The sequence below is a fragment of the Aminobacter carboxidus genome (genome assembly GCF_014863355.1).
Classification (GTDB): Bacteria; Pseudomonadota; Alphaproteobacteria; order Rhizobiales; family Rhizobiaceae; genus Aminobacter; species Aminobacter carboxidus.
Map to the genome: position 1 here is coordinate 22659 of NZ_JACZEP010000018.1, position 17256 is coordinate 39914.

18 protein-coding genes are annotated in these 17256 nt (G+C 62.2%); 13 read left to right on the forward strand and 5 right to left on the reverse strand.

Annotated features, from left to right (window positions below; all coding sequences use genetic code 11):
- Nucleotides 1-48 precede the first annotated feature (48 nt).
- The 5 genes from IHE39_RS28350 to IHE39_RS28370 all read left to right on the forward strand — a co-directional run bounded on the left by IHE39_RS28350 (nucleotide 49) and on the right by IHE39_RS28370 (nucleotide 6011).
- Nucleotides 49-351: a DUF6958 family protein gene (locus IHE39_RS28350; protein ID WP_192568874.1), complete on the forward strand. Its 303-nt coding sequence runs from the start codon at nucleotides 49-51 to the stop codon at nucleotides 349-351.
- Nucleotides 352-748: 397 nt separating this feature from the next.
- Nucleotides 749-2416, forward strand: a complete 1668-nt coding sequence (leuA, locus tag IHE39_RS28355) for a 2-isopropylmalate synthase (RefSeq protein ID WP_192568908.1) — start codon at nucleotides 749-751, stop codon at nucleotides 2414-2416.
- A 136-nt stretch (nucleotides 2417-2552) separates the two neighbouring features.
- On the forward strand, nucleotides 2553-4319 hold the full coding sequence (locus IHE39_RS28360; RefSeq protein ID WP_192568875.1) for a tetratricopeptide repeat protein: 1767 nt from the start codon (nucleotides 2553-2555) through the stop codon (nucleotides 4317-4319).
- Nucleotides 4320-4451: 132 nt separating this feature from the next.
- Nucleotides 4452-5255: an alpha/beta fold hydrolase gene (locus IHE39_RS28365; protein WP_192568876.1), complete on the forward strand. Its 804-nt coding sequence runs from the start codon at nucleotides 4452-4454 to the stop codon at nucleotides 5253-5255.
- Between the two features lie 153 nt (nucleotides 5256-5408).
- Nucleotides 5409-6011, forward strand: a complete 603-nt coding sequence (locus IHE39_RS28370) for a hypothetical protein (protein WP_184769791.1) — start codon at nucleotides 5409-5411, stop codon at nucleotides 6009-6011.
- On the opposite strand, the gene IHE39_RS28375 is transcribed toward IHE39_RS28370, so the two are convergent.
- Nucleotides 6001-6936: a metallophosphoesterase family protein gene (locus IHE39_RS28375; protein ID WP_184769790.1), complete on the reverse strand. Its 936-nt coding sequence runs from the start codon at nucleotides 6934-6936 to the stop codon at nucleotides 6001-6003. The two genes, IHE39_RS28370 and IHE39_RS28375, sit on opposite strands and share 11 nt — an antisense overlap.
- Before the next feature lie 53 nt (nucleotides 6937-6989).
- On the opposite strand from IHE39_RS28375, the gene IHE39_RS28380 reads away from it, so the two are divergent.
- Entirely contained in the window at nucleotides 6990-7484 is a 495-nt protein-coding gene (locus IHE39_RS28380; RefSeq protein ID WP_184769789.1) for an NUDIX domain-containing protein, read from the forward strand.
- 225 nt (nucleotides 7485-7709) lie between these two features.
- Here IHE39_RS28380 and IHE39_RS28385 read toward each other — a convergent pair whose 3' ends face one another.
- Nucleotides 7710-8699, reverse strand: a complete 990-nt coding sequence (locus IHE39_RS28385; protein ID WP_192568877.1) for a glutathione S-transferase family protein — start codon at nucleotides 8697-8699, stop codon at nucleotides 7710-7712.
- A gap of 270 nt (nucleotides 8700-8969) precedes the next feature.
- On the opposite strand from IHE39_RS28385, the gene IHE39_RS28390 reads away from it, so the two are divergent.
- From IHE39_RS28390 to IHE39_RS28410, 5 genes are all read left to right on the forward strand, one after another.
- Complete coding sequence (locus tag IHE39_RS28390) at nucleotides 8970-9506, forward strand: GNAT family N-acetyltransferase (RefSeq protein ID WP_192568878.1); 537 nt, start codon at nucleotides 8970-8972, stop codon at nucleotides 9504-9506.
- A 66-nt stretch (nucleotides 9507-9572) separates the two neighbouring features.
- Nucleotides 9573-10334 carry a 3-hydroxyacyl-CoA dehydrogenase gene (locus tag IHE39_RS28395; protein ID WP_192568879.1) on the forward strand — a complete coding sequence of 254 codons (762 nt, stop codon included), beginning with the start codon at nucleotides 9573-9575 and terminating at the stop codon, nucleotides 10332-10334.
- Nucleotides 10335-10481: 147 nt separating this feature from the next.
- On the forward strand, nucleotides 10482-11246 hold the full coding sequence (locus IHE39_RS28400) for a DUF2470 domain-containing protein (RefSeq protein WP_192568880.1): 765 nt from the start codon (nucleotides 10482-10484) through the stop codon (nucleotides 11244-11246).
- 130 nt (nucleotides 11247-11376) lie between these two features.
- Entirely contained in the window at nucleotides 11377-11673 is a 297-nt protein-coding gene (locus tag IHE39_RS28405; RefSeq protein ID WP_109575469.1) for an ArsR/SmtB family transcription factor, read from the forward strand.
- A gap of 65 nt (nucleotides 11674-11738) precedes the next feature.
- On the forward strand, nucleotides 11739-12542 hold the full coding sequence (locus IHE39_RS28410) for a TrmH family RNA methyltransferase (RefSeq protein WP_184769784.1): 804 nt from the start codon (nucleotides 11739-11741) through the stop codon (nucleotides 12540-12542).
- Between the two features lies 1 nt (nucleotide 12543).
- On the opposite strand, the gene IHE39_RS28415 is transcribed toward IHE39_RS28410, so the two are convergent.
- Both IHE39_RS28415 and IHE39_RS28420 read right to left on the reverse strand, forming a co-directional pair.
- Nucleotides 12544-13689 (reverse strand): coiled-coil domain-containing protein, encoded by a 1146-nt coding sequence (locus IHE39_RS28415; RefSeq protein WP_192568881.1) that lies wholly within the window; start codon nucleotides 13687-13689, stop codon nucleotides 12544-12546.
- A 105-nt stretch (nucleotides 13690-13794) separates the two neighbouring features.
- On the reverse strand, nucleotides 13795-14376 hold the full coding sequence (locus IHE39_RS28420) for a DUF1134 domain-containing protein (RefSeq protein WP_192568882.1): 582 nt from the start codon (nucleotides 14374-14376) through the stop codon (nucleotides 13795-13797).
- Between the two features lie 340 nt (nucleotides 14377-14716).
- Here IHE39_RS28420 and chpT point away from each other — a divergent pair, with 340 nt between their 5' ends.
- Together chpT and IHE39_RS28430 are read left to right on the forward strand one after the other, a co-directional pair.
- Entirely contained in the window at nucleotides 14717-15346 is a 630-nt protein-coding gene (chpT, locus tag IHE39_RS28425) for a histidine phosphotransferase ChpT (RefSeq protein ID WP_184769782.1), read from the forward strand.
- A gap of 323 nt (nucleotides 15347-15669) precedes the next feature.
- Nucleotides 15670-16038 carry a response regulator gene (locus IHE39_RS28430; protein WP_184769781.1) on the forward strand — a complete coding sequence of 123 codons (369 nt, stop codon included), beginning with the start codon at nucleotides 15670-15672 and terminating at the stop codon, nucleotides 16036-16038.
- A gap of 121 nt (nucleotides 16039-16159) precedes the next feature.
- Here the strand turns inward: IHE39_RS28430 and ctrA are convergent, their stop codons facing one another.
- Nucleotides 16160-16855, reverse strand: coding sequence for a response regulator transcription factor CtrA (gene ctrA, locus IHE39_RS28435; protein ID WP_067959158.1), 696 nt, complete (start codon nucleotides 16853-16855; stop codon nucleotides 16160-16162).
- Between the last annotated feature and the right edge of the window lie 401 nt (nucleotides 16856-17256).

A 17256-nucleotide genomic window follows, 5' to 3' on the forward strand; every position in this document is an offset into this window, starting at 1 on the left:
CATCCTGCTTTCGTCCTTTGATCGTCAGACAAGGAACGGAGAGCTGAAATGACGCCTCGCACATCCACCAAGATCGAACTCGAAAACGTCAACCACCCTGGCCAGGCCAAGCCTGCCGATGCCGCCATGTACCAGGCGATGAAGCAGGCGATCCTGACCGTCCTGCCCGCGAAATCGCCGGGACTGACCGTCGCCCAGATCCAGGAAGGCGTGCGCGGCCATCTGCCCGAACGCCTCTACCCCGGCGGCGCCAAGGCAGGATGGTGGACCAAGGCCGTGCAGCTCGACCTCGAGGCAAAGGGCATCATCGCACGCGAGAAGGTCAGCCCGCTGCGGCTGCACAAGACGTAGACCGGGCGCTGCCGCGACAAGAAAGGCCAGAACCCGGCTGCAGCGCACCCACGTCGGGTGCGCTGCTCTTGCGCGGCCCATGCGCCTCCTGTAAGAGAGCGCCATGTCGTCGCGCAAGATCAAAGAAATCTCCCGTCCGGCCGCTTTTGCGGGCGAGACGCTGCGCGCCCTTTCCTCGGCTCTCCTTCTTCTTGGCCTTATCGGCGATCGCCGGGCTCGCTAAGGGAGCGTCCGGCGGTCGAATTGCCGCCGAGGCATATGCTCCTTTGCTCTTCACAACAGATCCGAAATTCTGATTTAAGACCGCTGAAGCATGCGCGTTGCGTGGTGCATGGCGGCCAAGAGAACGAGACCGAAAATGAGCAAGATCACTCCCGCGTCCGGCCGAAGCGCCGGCATGCCGTCCGCCGCAGTCAAGTACCAAGCCTACCACAAGATCGACCTGCCCAACCGGACCTGGCCGTCCAAAACCATCGACAAGGCGCCGATCTGGTGCTCGGTCGACCTGCGTGACGGCAATCAGTCGCTCGTCGACCCGATGGGCCACGACCGCAAGGCGCGCATGTTCCAGCTGCTGCTCGACATGGGTTTCAAGGAAATCGAGATCGGTTTTCCCTCAGCCTCGCAGACCGACTTCGATTTTGCCCGCTGGTGCATCGAAGAGGGTAACGTCGCCGACGACGTTTCGCTGCAGGTTCTCGTCCAGTGCCGTCCTGAACTGATCACCCGCACTTTCGAGGCGCTGGACGGCGCGCACAAGCCGATCGTGCATTTCTACAATTCGACCAGCGAGTTGCAGCGCCGCGTGGTGTTCGCCAAGGATGTCGCCGGCATCAAGCAAATCGCAACCGACGCCGCCAAGATGATCACCGATATGGCGGCCAAGGCCGGCGGCGGTTACCGTTTCCAGTACTCGCCCGAAAGCTTCACCGGCACCGAACTCGAGGTCGCTCTGGAGATCTGTAACGCGGTCACCGAAATCATCCAGCCGACGGCTGACAACAAGCTGATCATCAACCTGCCCTCGACCGTCGAGATGGCGACGCCCAACATCTATGCCGACCAGATCGAGTGGATGTGCCGCAACCTCGACAACCGCGAAAACCTGATCATCTCGCTGCACCCGCACAATGATCGCGGCACCGGCATCGCCGCCACAGAGCTCGGTTTGATGGCCGGAGCCGACCGTGTCGAAGGCACGCTGTTCGGCAATGGTGAGCGCACCGGCAACGTCGATGTCGTCACTCTGGCGCTCAACATGTTCACCCAAGGGGTCGATCCCATGCTCGACTGCTCGGACATCGAGCGAATCAAGCAGGTCTACGAGTACTCGAACCAGATGGTCATTCCGGAGCGCCACCCTTACGTTGGCGAGCTGGTCTACACCGCTTTCTCCGGCTCGCACCAGGATGCCATCAACAAGGGCATGAAGGCGATCAAGGTCGCCAACAAGCCACTGTGGGAAGTGCCTTATTTGCCGATCGACCCGCAGGACGTCGGCCGCAGCTATGAGGCGATCATCCGCATCAACTCGCAGTCGGGCAAGGGCGGCATCGCCTATGTGCTGCAGGCCGACTATGGCCTCAACCTGCCGCGTTCGCTGCAGGTCGAATTCAGCCAGGATATCCAGCACATCACCGACAGCGAGGGCAAGGAAGTCTCGCCCAAGCGTATCCATGAGCGCTTCCTCGAACGCTACGTCGACCAGCCTGGTGCGCGCCTCAGATTCGTCGATCACCAGACCTTCCCTGACACCGAAGTGAAGGGCCGCCGGGTCGTCGAGGCGACCATCCTCGATGACGGCAAGGAGATCGTCATCAAGGGCACCGGCAACGGCCCGATCGACGGCTTCGTCGATGCGCTCTCCCGCCATATTGGCATCGACCTGTCAGTGCTGGATTATTCCGAGCATTCGATCCAGCGCGGCTCGAACGCCTCGGCGATCTGCTACATGGAAGTCGAACATCCTGCCGGCCGTCTGTTCGGTGCCGGCATCAATACGAATATCGTCGCCGCTTCACTTGAAGCGGTGGTCTCCGCAGCCAACCGCATCGTGTCGCGGTAAGGTTAAATTGAGTTCGAACACGCCTCGCCCGTGGATAACGGGCGGGGCGTTTGTGCATCGTTGCTGAGCGCGCTTGTACACTGACGCCAGCCGACTATGATCAGACCGTTCGTACCGGTTGGAAAAGGGTCGACACTTGGTTGCCTCCACGCCTGCTGCCCCCGCAGTGCGCGAAGCGCTTGAGCGGCTTGTTGCCAGCGAGACCTTTGGCCGGTCCGACCGGGCACGCAAGCTGCTGCGCTATATTGTCGAACGCGAACTCGCCGGCGAGGCCGAGAGGCTGAAGGGTTTTGCCATCGCGGTCGACGTTTTCGGCAAGGACGCCGAGTTCGATTCGGCGACCGATGCCGTTGTCCGCGTCCAGGCCGGGCGCCTGCGCGAGTTGCTGGCGCATTATTATGCCGCCGAGGGCAGCAACGACCCGATCCGCATCGGCATCCCCCGCGGCAGCTATGTGCCGACCTACGAGATCCTCGCCGAACTCCCGACAGCCCCTCGCCCGGCGGAAGCGCAGCAAAACGGTTCGGTAGCGGTGCTGGCCCGTGCCGAAACAGGCCTTGCCGAGAACGAGCCGCATCACGGCGAAGAGGCCCAGGCCGATCCGGCTTACTCCGGCAGCAGCGTCAAGCGGCAGCTTCGCTACTTCTGGGCGGCGATGGCGCTGGTCATCGTCATGCTCGGCATCCTGGTCTTCCGCAACATCGGCGGCCCGATCGGGTTCGAGGTCGCCGGCCTCGGCGGTTCGCGCGGCGCCACGGCGAGCATCAACGACACCGTCGACCTGTTGCCCGCCGTGCACATCCATTCAAGCTCCGAAGGCGGACAGACGGCACGCGTGGCAACTGTCCTGCGCACGGCACTGTCAGGTTTCGACACCATCGATCTGATAGCCCGCGACCGCTCGGATGCCGTCAGGCGCGCCGACGCGACCGACTTCGACTTCACCGTCAATGCCGGCCCGAGCGCGGGGTCGGTGCTGGTCGAGCTTCAGCACATGGCCAGCGGCCGCATCCTGCTTTCTCGCGTCCTGTCACCGCAGGAGATCAGCCCCGACGTCATCGACAACCGCATCGCCGACATCGTCTCTTCGGCCATCCCGGCCTCAGGCATGATCTACAGCTTCGTCGAGCAGAACGGACTGCAACGTGGTCTGACGGCCTGCCTACTGCTCAGCGGCGCCTACTACATGGACCAGAACGCCACCAAGCACCGCGCCGCCTATCAATGCATGGATGACCTGTCCAAGCGCAGCGCCAAGTCGCCTGTCGTCTACGCCGAACTGGCCTCGCTGCAGCTCGAAGCCGTCACCGACAACTATCCCTACCCGCCCAATGCAACGACCGAAGGCGCCTATGCGCTGGCGCATAGCGCCGTGCAGATGGGTTCAACCAGCCCCTACGCGCATCGCGCATTCGGCTATCTGCAGTCGCGTGCCGGTGATCGCACCGAGGCCATAAGGTGGATACGCAAGGCCTATGAGCTCAACACCTACGACCTGACCATGGCGGCATCCTACGGCTATGCGCTCATTCTCGGCGGCAGCTACAGCGACGGCGTACCGATCATGAAACGTGCCGTCGAAAGCGCCAGCGCGCATCCCGGCTGGTGGGACTACGGCCTGTTCCTGGGCGAATTCATGCTCGGCAACCGTTATGCTGCGGCCCGCGCCGCAAGCGCCCTTGCGACAAACAAGAAGCCACATTACGTAGCTGCACGGCTGATCGCGGCAAACTTCGTCGGTGATACCAAGCAGGCTTCCGAACTGTCCAAGGAGATTGCGACGCGCTATCCGGCTTTCGCCACCGACCCGGCAGCGACCTTCACCAAGGGCAAATACCCGGCGGAATTGACGAAAGCGCTAACTAAGGCGCTGCGCGCCGCCGGCCTCGGTCACCAGACCTGACCCCCACTGGCTTTTCCGACGTATCTTTTTGCATAATTAAATTTGCGCCCTTGGTGCTCTAACATTATTTTACATTTTACGACTTTGAATTTACAACTTTTCGTGAATTTCTGTCCGGTCATTTGAGCAAAAATGAATTACCCTATCCATGCCGCCCTGCGGGGAAGCGGCAAGAATGTAGTGGTCCTGCTGCACGGATTCGGCGGAATTGGCGGTGTCTGGGAAGACGTCGTCGATCACCTGGACGGCGCATTCACCACGATCGCCTATGATCTGCCGGGACATGGTCTTTCGCTCGACTACCCCAAGGCTGGTTCGGCCAAGGTGGCGGCAAATGCCGTGCTGGCCGATCTCGTCGCGCGCGGCATAACCCGCGCCCATTTCGTCGGCCATTCGATGGGTGGTGCCGTGGCAACGCTTGCCGCGCTGTTCGATCCCGAACGTGTCGCGTCGCTGACATTGCTGGCGCCAGGCGGCTACGGCCCGGAGATCAACGGCCCGCTGCTCAGGCGTTATGCCGCCGCCGCCTGTACCGACGAACTCCGCTCCTGCCTCGCTGAAATGTCGAGCCCCGACAGCACTGTTCCTGACGCCGTTGTCCGCGATCTCGCCGAGATGCGCGGACGTCCCGGCCAGACGGACAAGCTGATCGCCTTTGCCGAAGCGATGACCGCCGACGACAAGCAAGGCGTGATCCCGCGCGACAGCCTGGCGACTCTGACGATGCCGGTGATGGTCGTGTGGGGCACCGACGATGCAGTATTGCCCTACAGCCATGCCGACGCCCTGCCCTCGGGTTTCCTGATCCACCATGTGCTGGAGATCGGTCACATGCTGCCGGAGGAGACGCCAGTGCTCGTTGCCGACATCATCAGCCGCATGACCCGCCGGCGCCAACGTCGCCTGCCGGCCATCGCCGCATGCGACGCCGGATGAATCAAGTGATGCGCTGCGGCTTGTAAGCGCCTGCAGTACAAACCATTTTCTCCGCTTCGCCTGACAGCGAACAATGAGTGCACGCACGTTACAATTCCGCCGCGATCGTGGGTATGTTAACGATTGCTTAAGCATGGTCCGGGGCAACAGCTGATGAGCGACGACAGGGTGACAGCACTGAAACCGGCGCACCCGCTGGCAGACGCCATTCGCGACGTCAAGAACGCCAGTGCCGATCGCACCGACGTGGTCGTTGATCTGCGCGATGCCCATCGCATGCGGCTCGAACTGCTTGCCGCAGAGCTCGAGCCGGTTTTCGCCGATGTTCCCAAGGACATCGACAATTTCGATTTCGCGATCTCTTCGGGACTACAGCCCAGGTTGTGGATCGACGCGGTGAGCCATGTCGGGCTGGGCCGCGACCGCCGCACCTTCCGCTTTGTCCGCGACACCCGCATCGGCCGCGTCGTGCTGGCCGAATCCACCGACGCCAAGCGCATCGCCGACCAAGTGACGCGCTACATCGCCGAACGCATCGTCGAACGCCAGCAGATGATGGAAGGCGGCGCGGAACCCGCGCTGGCAGGCTTCGGCCGCGAGGCGGTAGCAGAAGCCGAGCCGCCGCTGCGGCACAGGCCTGTCCTGCCGGGCATGATGGCCGGTTTTGGCCTGCTGGTTGCCGGCGCGGCCATCGGCATCGGGGTCATGGCAGTTCTTTACTGGCTGCGTCTCGCAGCCACCGGCGTCATTCCCTGACCAGGGCCACCGAGCGTGGCGCCGCCGCGCTCAGGTCGAACGTCCCGATCTCAGCCGACGGCATCGCCGGTCCCGACAGGCCGCGACGGGTGAGCTTCACGTTCCAGCTTCCCGGCTCGCCAGAGATATCGAGCAGATTGAACTGCGCCGCCGGCTTATGGCTGCCCGGCGCCTGTCCGGCCGCAGCAACGCCCACCACCGGCACCACACCGCCCCGCCCGTCGATCCAGTGCAGCGTCGGCAGATGCGAATGGCCGTGCAGCACAAGCTCGGCGCCATACCGCCTGACCAGCTTCTGGAACTTGCCGATGCCAAACAGGCGCTTGTGCTGGCCAACAGCACCGCGCACCGGCGGATGGTGGATCATGATGGCCCGGAAAAGACCACGCTTGCCGGTTTCCTCAAGCACCTTGGCCAGCCGTTCGGCTTGTCCTTCGCGAAAGAACCCGCTGGCCATGAAGGGAGCGGTCGCGCGTGCCGTCGACACGCCGATCAGCGCCACGTTCTGGCGCACGCGCAGATAGGGAAAACTCGTCGAACTGATCGCACCATGCGCGCCGTCGCCCTGCATCCATGGCGCCCAGACGTGGCAGGCCTTGTCGAAAGCGCCGGGCACATAGGCATCGTGATTGCCCGGCACCACCGAGACATCGCCTGGGGCGCCCAGCGTTTCAAGCCACAGCCGGGCCAGCGCGATTTCGCCGTCGAGCGCCAGATTGACGAGGTCGCCGGTGACCGCGAGATGATCCGGCGCCTGTGCCTTTAGATCGGCCACGATCGCATCGACGATGCCGTCATGGTGGTGACGGCGACGGTTTCGCTGCCAGTTGACGTAGCCGACCATGCGCTTGGAGGCGAGGTCGCGATAGGTTACATCCGGAAGCGGACCAAGATGGACGTCGGAAATATGCGCAAGCCTGAACATTGTTTCCTTTTAGGTCACGTATCGGCGGCTTTCCACCCATCGCGGCATGCCCGATGAGCAATGCCCCCAATCCGCTTCGCCAAAAGCCCTGGGCGCGGCTGCGCGGAAGCCTGTTCCACCTCTATTTCCTGCTGCGACGACCGATGACTCTCGGCGTGCGCGGTCTCGTTCATGATACCGCCACCAAGTCCGTCTTCCTGATCCGCCACACCTATGTGCCCGGCTGGCAGCTGCCCGGCGGCGGGGTCGAGACCGGCGAGACGTTCGTCGAGTCGCTGGCGCGCGAACTGGAGGAGGAAGGCAACATCACGATCACCGCGCCGCCCATCCTCAAGTCGATCCACCTCAACAAGCAGGCGACGAAGCGCGACCATGTCGGCTTCTATCTGATCGAAGCCTTCAGGCAGGACACGCCGAAGCTGCCCGACCACGAGATTGCCGAGGCGGGTTTCTTCCCGATCGACGCGCTGCCGGAAGGCACGACGCCAGCGACGCGGCGGCGGATATCGGAGGTGTTCGAGGGCAAGGAAGCATCGCCGTATTGGTGAGGGGACGCCGGAAGTGCTCTACGTTGCCTCCTATGCCTGCCGGCCATCTCCCCCCTCAAAGGGGGAGGTCATGCCGTCATCGACGCTGCAACTAGTCGCCAACACCGCAAGGCTTGTCCTTACAAATCCCGACTGAGCGCAGCCGGCGCCGAGACTAATCTCCCCCCCTTGCGGGGGAGATGGCCGGCCGGCCAGAGGAGGCGCGGCGGAGCGCCAAGTACCCCTTCAAGCAGCCTTCAACAACTTCCCCCTGTTATGCGGAGCGTCGAGATACAGCTCGGGCCCGACGGGCACGATGCCGGTCGGGTTGATGCCGGTGTGGCTGCCGTAATAGTGCGCCTTGATGTGATCCATGTTCACCGTCCCGGCGACACCAGGCACCTGGTAGAGCTCGCGCAGGTAGTTCGCCAGGTTCGGGTAGTCGGCGATCCGGCGAAGATTGGTCTTGAAGTGGCCGACATAGACCGGGTCGAAGCGCACCAGCGTGGTGAACAGGCGCCAGTCGGCCTCGGTCAGGGTGTTGCCGACGAGATAGCGTTGACGCGACAGCCTGTCTTCCAGCGTGTCGAGCGCGGCGAACAATTCGTTGAAGGCCTCCTCATAGGCGCCCTGGGTGGTGGCGAAGCCGGCGCGGTAGACGCCGTTGTTGATTGAGGGGTAGACCAGATCATTGACCGCATCGATCTCGCCGCGCAGCGCATCGGGGTAGAAGTCGACCGAGGCATCGCCCCATGCGTCGAAGGCCGAGTTCAGCATGCGGATGATCTCGGACGACTCGTTGGAAACGATCGTCTTTTCCTGTCTGTCCCACAGCACCGGCACGGTGACGCGGCCCGAATAGGTCGGATCCGCCATGGTGTAGATCTGGTGCAGGTAGTCGAGGCCGTAGAGCGTGTCGCCGGTGGCGCCATCTTCAGCGCGGAAGGTCCAGCCATTCTCGCCCATATAATGATGGACGACCGACACCGAGATGATGTCCTCGAGTTTCTTCAGCGCCCGGAAGATCAGCGTGCGGTGCGCCCAGGGACAGGCGAGCGATACATAGAGATGATAGCGCCCCGGCTCGGCCTTGAAGCCGCGTGTACGACCCGCCGCCGGCTTGCCGTCGGCCGTGACGAAATCGCGCCATTGCGCATGTGAGCGTACGAACTTGCCGCCTGTCGACTTGGTATCGTACCAGCGGTCCTGCCATTTGCCTTCGACCAGCAATCCCATGATGAAATCCTTTCGTTTGCCACGATGTAGGACCTCACGGACGCCAACCGAAGGGCAACGCGCTGAACGGATTGTCAACGCCAGACGCACAACGGCCAAATGACGATGGACGTCCGCGGAAAATGATGGTAGCGGGCATTCTATGTCGCAGACCTTTGCACAGATCCGGATCGACCGACGACGAATGAGCGCACGCGCTTGAAGCGCTGACTTGCGACTGCTGCGGCATGCCCGCGGCACCTCATCACACGGTACCGGATTGCAAAGAACATGACCCTCGCCGACGTCACCTACATGCCGGAAGCTCCGGCGCATGACCTCGAAATCGACGAAATCAATGCTGAGGCTTTTGGCCCGGGCCGCTTCACACGCGCTGCCTACAAGATCCGCGAAGGCGGCCCCCACGACCGCTCGTTGTCCTTCGTCGCCATGCATGATGGCCAGGTCATCGCCTCGGTCAGGATGACCCCGATCGCCGCCGGCGCCGGCCGGGCGCAGATGCTGGGCCCGCTCGCCGTGCGGCCCGATTTCAAGAACATGGGCATCGGCCGCAAGCTGGTCGCCATGGCGCTCGCAGCAGCCAACAAATCGCGCGAACCCGCTGTTATCCTTGTCGGCGACGAGCCCTATTACGGCCCGCTTGGCTTTGCCCGGATCCCGCGTGGGCAGATCGAGATGCCGCGGCCTGTCGATCTCAACCGCCTGCTGGCGCATGAGATCGTGCCGGGCGCAGTTGCCGAATTGAGCGGCGAGGTCTGCCACGCCAACCTAGCCAAGACACCGCAACGCACGACCGAGCCGGCCTAGCCGCCGATGACTTGCCCGTGCCGCCCATCTTGCTAATTCAATAACAGCAGAAGAGGACAGGCTGACATGAATCCGAACGGGCAGATCGCAGTAGTCACCGGCGCCGGCTCCGGCCTTGGCGAAGCCACCGCACGCGCACTCGCAGCCAAGGGTGCCAAGGTTGCCATCTTCGATCTCAGCCTCGAGCGCGCCGAAAAGGTGGCCGCCGACATTGGCGGCGTCGCCGTGCGCTGCGACGTCAGCAACGAGGAAAGCGCTGTCGCCGCTTTCGCGGAAGTCGAAGCCAAGCTCGGCACGGCCCGCATCCTGGTCAACTGCGCCGGCATTGCGGTGGGCGTCAAGACTGTCGGCAAGGACGGCCCGCATCCGCTCAGCGTGTTCCGTCAGGTCATCGAGGTCAACCTGATCGGTTCCTTCAACATGATCCGGCTGTTTGCCGATGCAGCCGCCAAGCTCGAGCCGCTGGCAGGCGGCGAGCGCGGCATCATCATCAACACCGCTTCGGTTGCCGCCTATGACGGCCAGATCGGCCAGGCCGCCTACTCCGCTTCGAAGGGCGGCGTCGTCGGCATGACGCTGCCGATCGCGCGCGATCTCTCCCGTTCGGGCATCCGGGTCGTCACCATCGCGCCGGGCATCTTCAAGACCCCGATGATGGCGGCGATGCCGCAGGACGTGCAGGATTCGCTTGGCGCTGCCGTACCTTTCCCGTCACGTCTCGGCGAACCCTCGGAATATGGCGCGCTTGCCCTGCACATCGTCGAGAACCAGATGATCAACGGCGAGACCATTCGCCTCGACGGCGCCATCCGCATGGCGCCGAAATAAGCGCCGGCAGTTCTCGGATCGGCTATCCTTCAGCCCCGGCAGCGCAAGCTTCCGGGGCTGTTTTTGCTTGTGGCGAAACGACGCCCTTGCCAAAGCCCGCCTGCATTAGATAAGTAGATTGAATAAGTCATATTTTATGGTGAAGCAGTGGAAGAGCGCAAGAAGGACGTCTTTCTGGAGACCACCGCGGAAGCGACGGCGCTTGCACGTTCGCTGATGCGCAAGGCGCGATATGGCGCGCTTGCCGTCATCGAGCCGGAAACCGGCTCGCCACTGGCCAGCCGCGTCGGCACGGCGACCGACGTCGACGGAACGCCGCTGATCCTGATCTCCGGCCTCTCCGCCCACACCAAGGGCATCGTTGCCAATCCCGTCTGTTCGCTTCTGGTCGGCGAAGTCGGCAAGGGCGATCCCCTCGCCCATCCGCGCATCACTCTGTTTTGCCGGGCGCGCAAGCTGGAACGCGGCACGCCGGAATACGCCCGCGCCGAGCGGCGCTACGTCAACCGCAATCCCAAGGCCAAGCTCTATATCGGCCTGACCGACTTCACAGTCTTCCGGCTTGAGCTCGAGCGCGCCAATCTCAATGGCGGCTTTGGCAAGGCTTTTCTCCTGAACCGTGATGACCTGCTGCTTGAAGGCTCTGCCGTGGACGCGATTGCCGCAGCTGAACAGTCAGCGCTCGACCACATGAATTCGGATCACACCGAGGCGACGGCGATCTACGCCAGCCATTTCGGCAAGCTCGACGACAAGGCCTGGGTGCTCAGCGGATTCGATCCCGAAGGCATGGATCTGGCCGCCGGCGACGAGACCGGACGGGTACTTTTCCCGAATATGCTTGTCGAGGCCGGCGATCTCAGGCGTAGCCTTGTCGAAATGGCAAAAGAAGGCCGCGCAGCAAAGTCTTGATTTTTTGAATGAAAGCTGATTTGTCATATATTAGCCAGATCCGCTACTGATTCCACTGACGATCTGGCTTGGTAATTCGGCGTTGTTGCCCCCATGGCGCCGGAAAGCATGACGGATACACGGGGTACCCATGAAACCGAAAAAACTGACGGCCAACGCGGAGGCTGCTGCCTCCTTGCTCACTCTCATGGGCAACGAAAAGCGGCTGATGATCATGAGCCACTTGCTCGACACAGAAATGTCGGTGGGTGCGATCGCCGAAAAGGTGTCATTGAGCCAGTCGGCGCTGTCGCAGCATCTCGCACGCCTGCGCAACGAAGAACTGGTCGAAACACGTCGCGACCGGCAGATGATCTACTACACCTGCAAGTCCGAAGCCGTGCGCAAGCTGCTCGGCACTCTGGAAGGCATTTTCGAAGACGCCTGATCTTCACGAGCGGACAAAGCCTTTCCAGGCTCCCATAGCGGACTGCCCTCCGCTATGAAGCAACCATGAACATCATCCGCATCGACGACCCGGCCGATCCCCGCGTCGCACCCTATCTCGACATCCGCGAGCGCGATCTTGTCGGCCGCGAAGAGCGTTTCATCGCCGAGGGCAAGGTCGTTCTCAACGTACTGTTTTCGGCGCGCCGCTTCGAGGCGGAGTCAGTTCTGGTGCTCGAAAACCGGCTCGCTGGAATGAGTAAGACGCTCGGCCTCGCCGCTGACAGCATGCCGGTCTATGTCGCCTCAAGCGCGGTCTTGGATGCCATTGCGGGCTTCCACATGCATCGCGGCATCCTGGCCATCGGCCGCAAGGGCGTGGCGGTTTCCATCGACGACGTGCTCGCCGCCCTGCCCGAACGCGCGATGGTGGCGGTGCCGGTCGGCATCTCCAACCACGACAATATCGGCTCGATCTTCCGCAACGCGGCCGCCTTTGGCGCCGATGCGGTGCTGCTCGACCAGACCTGCTGCGATCCGCTCTACCGCAAGGCAATCAGGGTGTCGGTCGGCGCGGTCCTCAAGGTGCCGTTCGCCGTTGGTGCAACGGCTGGCGAGCTTGCCGACGCACTCACCCACCACGGCTTCGAGCAGCTGGCGCTCTCGCCTGCGGGCAAGGCCGACATCAGGGACATCAGACGCCCCGTGCGGCTGGCGCTCTATCTCGGCACGGAAGGCGACGGATTGCCCGCCCCCCTGCTGAATAGGCTGACGACGGCAAGGATCCGTATGGCGCCGGGTTTCGATAGCCTCAACGTCGCGGCCGCCTCGGCGATCGCGCTGCATCACTTCACCGAAGCTTCGGACTAGCCTATTCGGCGGGCACCGGCTTCTGCAGCGCCCGCACCCGGTCGGCGAGGCTGATCACCGCGGGCGCATCACCACTGACCGGCGGGTGGGCATCACCGGAAACGGCAAGCGCCTTGGCGATCGGTGAGTCGTCGCCTTCGAGCCGCGCCGTGAGTGCCACGACCTCGGCTGCCAGTTCGTGCATCTGCTCGCGCAGTTGGGAATCCTCGCCAGGCGACGACTTGCGCCCTGCCTTCGACAATTCGCCCTTCAGCCGCTTGTTCTCGCGCGTCAGCGTGGTCAGCCGCCCTTCCAGGCGCTCCCGTTCCATCGCCTGGGCCGTGCCGTTGACAGCTGCGGCCTCCGGCGCGCCTTGCGGCACCTTCAGCTGCTCACGCACACGGGCCAGTTCGGTTTCGCGCAAACGGCCGAGCTCGGCCTCGCGCCGCTCCAGCTTGTCGTCGCGGTCGCTCAGTGAAGACACCATCTGCTGCAATTTCCTGTCGAGCTCGCCGGCACGCTTGGTTTCGGCCTTGAGCGCCTCGCGCACCGCCTTGTTGTCGGCTTCGAGTTCGGCGAGGCGAAGGTCACCGCTCTTGTGCTGGTTACGCAACGCCGACATGTCGTCTGAGAGCTTGCCGATCTGACTTTCGCGGCTGACCAGTTCGATCTGGCGGTTGCTGGATGATAGGCTGGCTTCGTCATAGAGCCTGCCGATTTCCTCGATCTCCTCGGCACGCTTTTCAAGCACGCGCTCCACCTCTACGAGTTGGGCAGCGAGCGCCTTGATCTGTTCATCGCGCTTGGAGATCTCCTCGCTCAAGCTGCCACGCTTGGCTTCGAGCTCGCTGACGACGCGGTCCTTGTTGGCGTGATCGTCGGCGACCGCCTTTTGCGCTTCGCGGCTGCGGCTGAGCTCTACGGCCTGCGTCAGGAGCTTTTCCTGCGCCGACTTGAGCTGGACCTCGACCTTGCGCAGCGCCATGGCGTGCTCGGCGCGCAGACTGTCCTTGTCGGCGCGGATTTCATCGAGCGTCATGGGAAGCTTGGCTTCGACCCGCTGGCGGGTGACCGAAACGGCACGCCGCCAGACCGACGGCGCAATCAGCAGCACCACAAAGCCGGCGGTCAGGAAGCCAAGAACGAAAAACAGGATCGACTGGACCAAGGCACTTTACCCGTTACGGACAGGCGCTAGTTTGCCATGTTCCCATGGCAGGAATCCAGCACCGCCGCAACAAAATGGCGTCCAATCGACCCGTTCTTCACACAATCAGAACGGATTCCAGGTCGGCTGCTGAGTCAACTTCAGGTAGCCGAGATTGACGCCCAGTCGCGCGCCGACACCGGTACGCACAGGCACGAGCAGGATGTTGCCGCGCTTGAGGACATTGAAGCCGACGCCCGCGACGACATAGGCCGAGCCCGCGACGCCGCCATAACGATCATAGAGATTGTTCACGTCGTCCAGATTGTAGACCAGGATCATCGTGCGCGAGCCCTGCCCGCCGAAATCCCAGCCGAGCGAAGGACCCTGCCAGAACACCTTATGGTCGCCGGCGTTCTTGGTGTAGAGCGTGCCCTCGCCATAGGTCAGGCCGCCGACAAAGGCACCCGATCCCTCTTCGCCGAGCACATAGCCGTTCGGCAGGCCATAGGACGCGAAAACCTTCTCGACCACGCTGGCGAGACCGCCAGACGTCGAGCCAAAGAAGCGATGGCCGGAATCAAGGATCTCCTGCGAGGTATATTGCTGCGCGCGAGACGCAGATGTCGAAAATGCCAGAACGCCGACAAGGACGAACATCGCGGCAACAAGCCGGGCAAACGTCCAGCCATAGAATCGGGAAATCATGCTTCCAAATCTCCGTCAGGGAGCACACTTTCTCGACGCCCCGGACCCGCTGCAACTCTTGATGGCCGCTGGCTGGTCCAACTTCGGCAAACTATGCCGTAATCCTTTTTCAACCATTAAACTGGCCTACGAAGATGGCGGTTCGAAGGCACGAACAGGTGTTGAAAAGCCCGCAATAGCGCAGAAAAGCCACCATTTCGCGCAACCGTTACCGGCAGTTTCTTGCCGCATGAGGCGGCGCTGTGTAACCAAGAGTACTGTAAGGCCAGCCCTGATTCGCACTGCCGGGTCCATGGCCGCAAGATCTTGGTTCAAGCCATTTGCCCGAGGGATGCCGTTCATGGCCGAGTTGTTGACGCTTTCCGCCCCTGACCTCGCAGCGCTCCTGTGCAGCCGTGTCTGCCACGACATCATCTCGCCGGTCGGCGCCATCAACAATGGCCTCGAACTGCTCGACGAAGGTGGTGCCGACGAGGATGCGATGCGGCTCATCCGCACCAGTGCCCGCAACGCCTCGGCGCGGCTGCAGTTCGCCCGCATCGCCTTTGGCGCGGCCGGGTCGGCCGGCATGCTGATCGACACCGGCGACGCCGAATCGGTTGCTACCGCCTTCCTCAAGAACGAAAAGCCGGAGCTGACCTGGAGCGGCGGGCGCGCGCTGCTGCCCAAGAACAAGGTCAAGCTGCTACTCAACCTGCTGCTCGTTGCCCATGCGGCGATCCCGCGCGGCGGCAAGCTCAGCGTGACGCTCGAAAACGTCGACACCGCGCCCAAATTCATCCTGTCGGCAAGCGGCCCGATGCTGCGCGTGCCGCCGAAGTTCCTCGAACTGCATTCCGGCCACAAGCCCGACGAGCCGATCGACGCCCATTCGGTGCAGCCCTACTACACGCTGCTGCTGGCGCGCGAGGCTGGCATGTCGATCTCGATCCACGCCACGCCTGAAGAAATCCTGCTTACCACCGAGTAAACGGCACAGCTGTTTTTGTATGACAAAAGCATAGTTGTCGTTGCTCTGGCGGCAACGCCTCGACGATTGTGCGCCGCAGGAACTTTGTTGACCTGCCCGCGCGCTCGACGACAGCCACCTCATTTGACCTGATTTGCAGGGCAGCCGCGGAAAACTTCGCGCAAACTAGTGAACTCTCACCTCGCCGATGGAAACAGCCGCTCTGGCCGATGTTTCCAAGAATTTTACCATTCGGGTTTTCAGCTTCTTTACGCACCGACGCTAAGGTCGAGCCAACATCCGGCGCGACTGACGCGTTCGGCTCCCGCAAAAAGGAACGGGATATGAAGCGCTGCCTGTTCGTCGATGATTCGAGCGTCATCCGCAAAGTCGCCAAACGCATCCTCAACAGCCCGGAGATGGTCGTCGTCGAGGCGGCAACCGGTGCCGAGGGGCTGGATATGTGCGCCTACGACATGCCCGACATCATCGTCGTCGATGGTGCGCTCGAGGATATGGGCACCACCGACTTCATCCGCCGCGTGCGCGCCCTTGACGGTCGCGTCAAGCCGCAGATCGCAATCTGCCTGACCGAGGTCGACATCGGCGCCATCATGCGGGCCAAGCGCGCCGGCGCGCAGGGTTACCTTTTGAAGCCGTTCACCAGGCCGCAGTTGCTCGATCGTTTTCGCGCTTTCGATATCGCCGCCTGATTCGGCCCTCCGGATCGCTCCCGGCGCGACGGCTTTGCGACCGCGCCGAGCGCTTATCCGTGCTCAAAACAAAGAAAACCCGGCTCGAAGGCCGGGTTTTGACTGAAGTCATCAGAAGAAATCAGGCGATTTCGCGAAGCTCTTCCGGCTCGCGCAGCACATAGCCGCGGCCCCAGACAGTTTCGATGAAGTTCTGGCCGCCGGACGCAGCATCAAGCTTCTTGCGCAGCTTGCAGATGAAGACGTCGATGATCTTCAGTTCCGGCTCATCCATGCCGCCATACAGGTGGTTGAGGAACATTTCCTTGGTCAGCGTGGTGCCCTTGCGCAGCGAGAGCAGCTCCAGCATCTGGTATTCCTTGCCGGTCAGGTGCACGCGCTGGCCACCGACCTCGACTGTCTTGGCGTCGAGATTGACGATCAGGTCGCCGGTGATGATGACCGACTGGGCGTGGCCCTTTGAACGGCGGACGATAGCGTGGATGCGCGCCACCAGCTCGTCCTTGTGGAACGGCTTGGTCATGTAGTCGTCGGCGCCGAAGCCCAGGCCGCGCACCTTGTCCTCGATGCCGGCCATGCCGGAAAGGATCAGGATCGGCGTCTTGACCTTGGACAGGCGCAAAGTGCGCAGAACCTCGTAACCCGACATGTCAGGCAGGTTCAGGTCGAGAAGGATGATGTCGTAATCGTAAAGCTTGCCGAGATCGACGCCTTCTTCGCCGAGATCGGTCGTGTAGACGTTGAAGCTTTCCGATTTGAGCATCAGTTCGATGCTCTGTGCGGTTGCACTGTCGTCTTCTATCAGCAGAACGCGCATTCAAATCCCCTTTTCTGCTGCCGGAACGTCTTCGCGGTCCAAACCTTGCCGGCCCAGTGCTTACCTGAATCGGAGGCTGCCATCGAATGGTTAACAAAACCTAATTTCGTATGGAAGACCATATCAGAAATTTTAACCGGCGCATACACCCTCTTGAATCCAATCATGAATCACACGGTCAACATCTTAACGCGCTGCATTAACAAGGCTGACTAAGCGACTCCGGAGACGGCCCGATCACATTCACAGCGAAAACCAGAATCTTTACCGGGCTTTAAGTCTCGATGGGTATGATTAACGATGCCCGTAAACGAATGGTTACCGACGGACAAAAACTTTAAAAGTTTGTTTTCCATAGTCGGCAGTTCAGAACCGGTTCCGGCGCGGCACGGTCCCTTTGG

Coding starts and splice junctions, on each gene's coding strand:
- IHE39_RS28410 (WP_184769784.1), top strand. CDS start 11,739: ATGAACATCATCCGCATCGACGACCCGGCCGATCCCCGCGTCGCACCC.
- IHE39_RS28375 (WP_184769790.1), bottom strand. CDS start 6,936: ATGTTCAGGCTTGCGCATATTTCCGACGTCCATCTTGGTCCGCTTCCG.
- IHE39_RS28350 (WP_192568874.1), top strand. CDS start 49: ATGACGCCTCGCACATCCACCAAGATCGAACTCGAAAACGTCAACCAC.
- leuA (WP_192568908.1), top strand. CDS start 749: ATGCCGTCCGCCGCAGTCAAGTACCAAGCCTACCACAAGATCGACCTG.
- IHE39_RS28385 (WP_192568877.1), bottom strand. CDS start 8,699: ATGGGATTGCTGGTCGAAGGCAAATGGCAGGACCGCTGGTACGATACC.
- IHE39_RS28390 (WP_192568878.1), top strand. CDS start 8,970: ATGACCCTCGCCGACGTCACCTACATGCCGGAAGCTCCGGCGCATGAC.
- IHE39_RS28380 (WP_184769789.1), top strand. CDS start 6,990: ATGAGCAATGCCCCCAATCCGCTTCGCCAAAAGCCCTGGGCGCGGCTG.
- IHE39_RS28405 (WP_109575469.1), top strand. CDS start 11,377: ATGAAACCGAAAAAACTGACGGCCAACGCGGAGGCTGCTGCCTCCTTG.
- chpT (WP_184769782.1), top strand. CDS start 14,717: ATGGCCGAGTTGTTGACGCTTTCCGCCCCTGACCTCGCAGCGCTCCTG.
- IHE39_RS28370 (WP_184769791.1), top strand. CDS start 5,409: ATGAGCGACGACAGGGTGACAGCACTGAAACCGGCGCACCCGCTGGCA.
- IHE39_RS28420 (WP_192568882.1), bottom strand. CDS start 14,376: ATGATTTCCCGATTCTATGGCTGGACGTTTGCCCGGCTTGTTGCCGCG.
- IHE39_RS28430 (WP_184769781.1), top strand. CDS start 15,670: ATGAAGCGCTGCCTGTTCGTCGATGATTCGAGCGTCATCCGCAAAGTC.
- IHE39_RS28395 (WP_192568879.1), top strand. CDS start 9,573: ATGAATCCGAACGGGCAGATCGCAGTAGTCACCGGCGCCGGCTCCGGC.
- ctrA (WP_067959158.1), bottom strand. CDS start 16,855: ATGCGCGTTCTGCTGATAGAAGACGACAGTGCAACCGCACAGAGCATC.
- IHE39_RS28365 (WP_192568876.1), top strand. CDS start 4,452: ATGAATTACCCTATCCATGCCGCCCTGCGGGGAAGCGGCAAGAATGTA.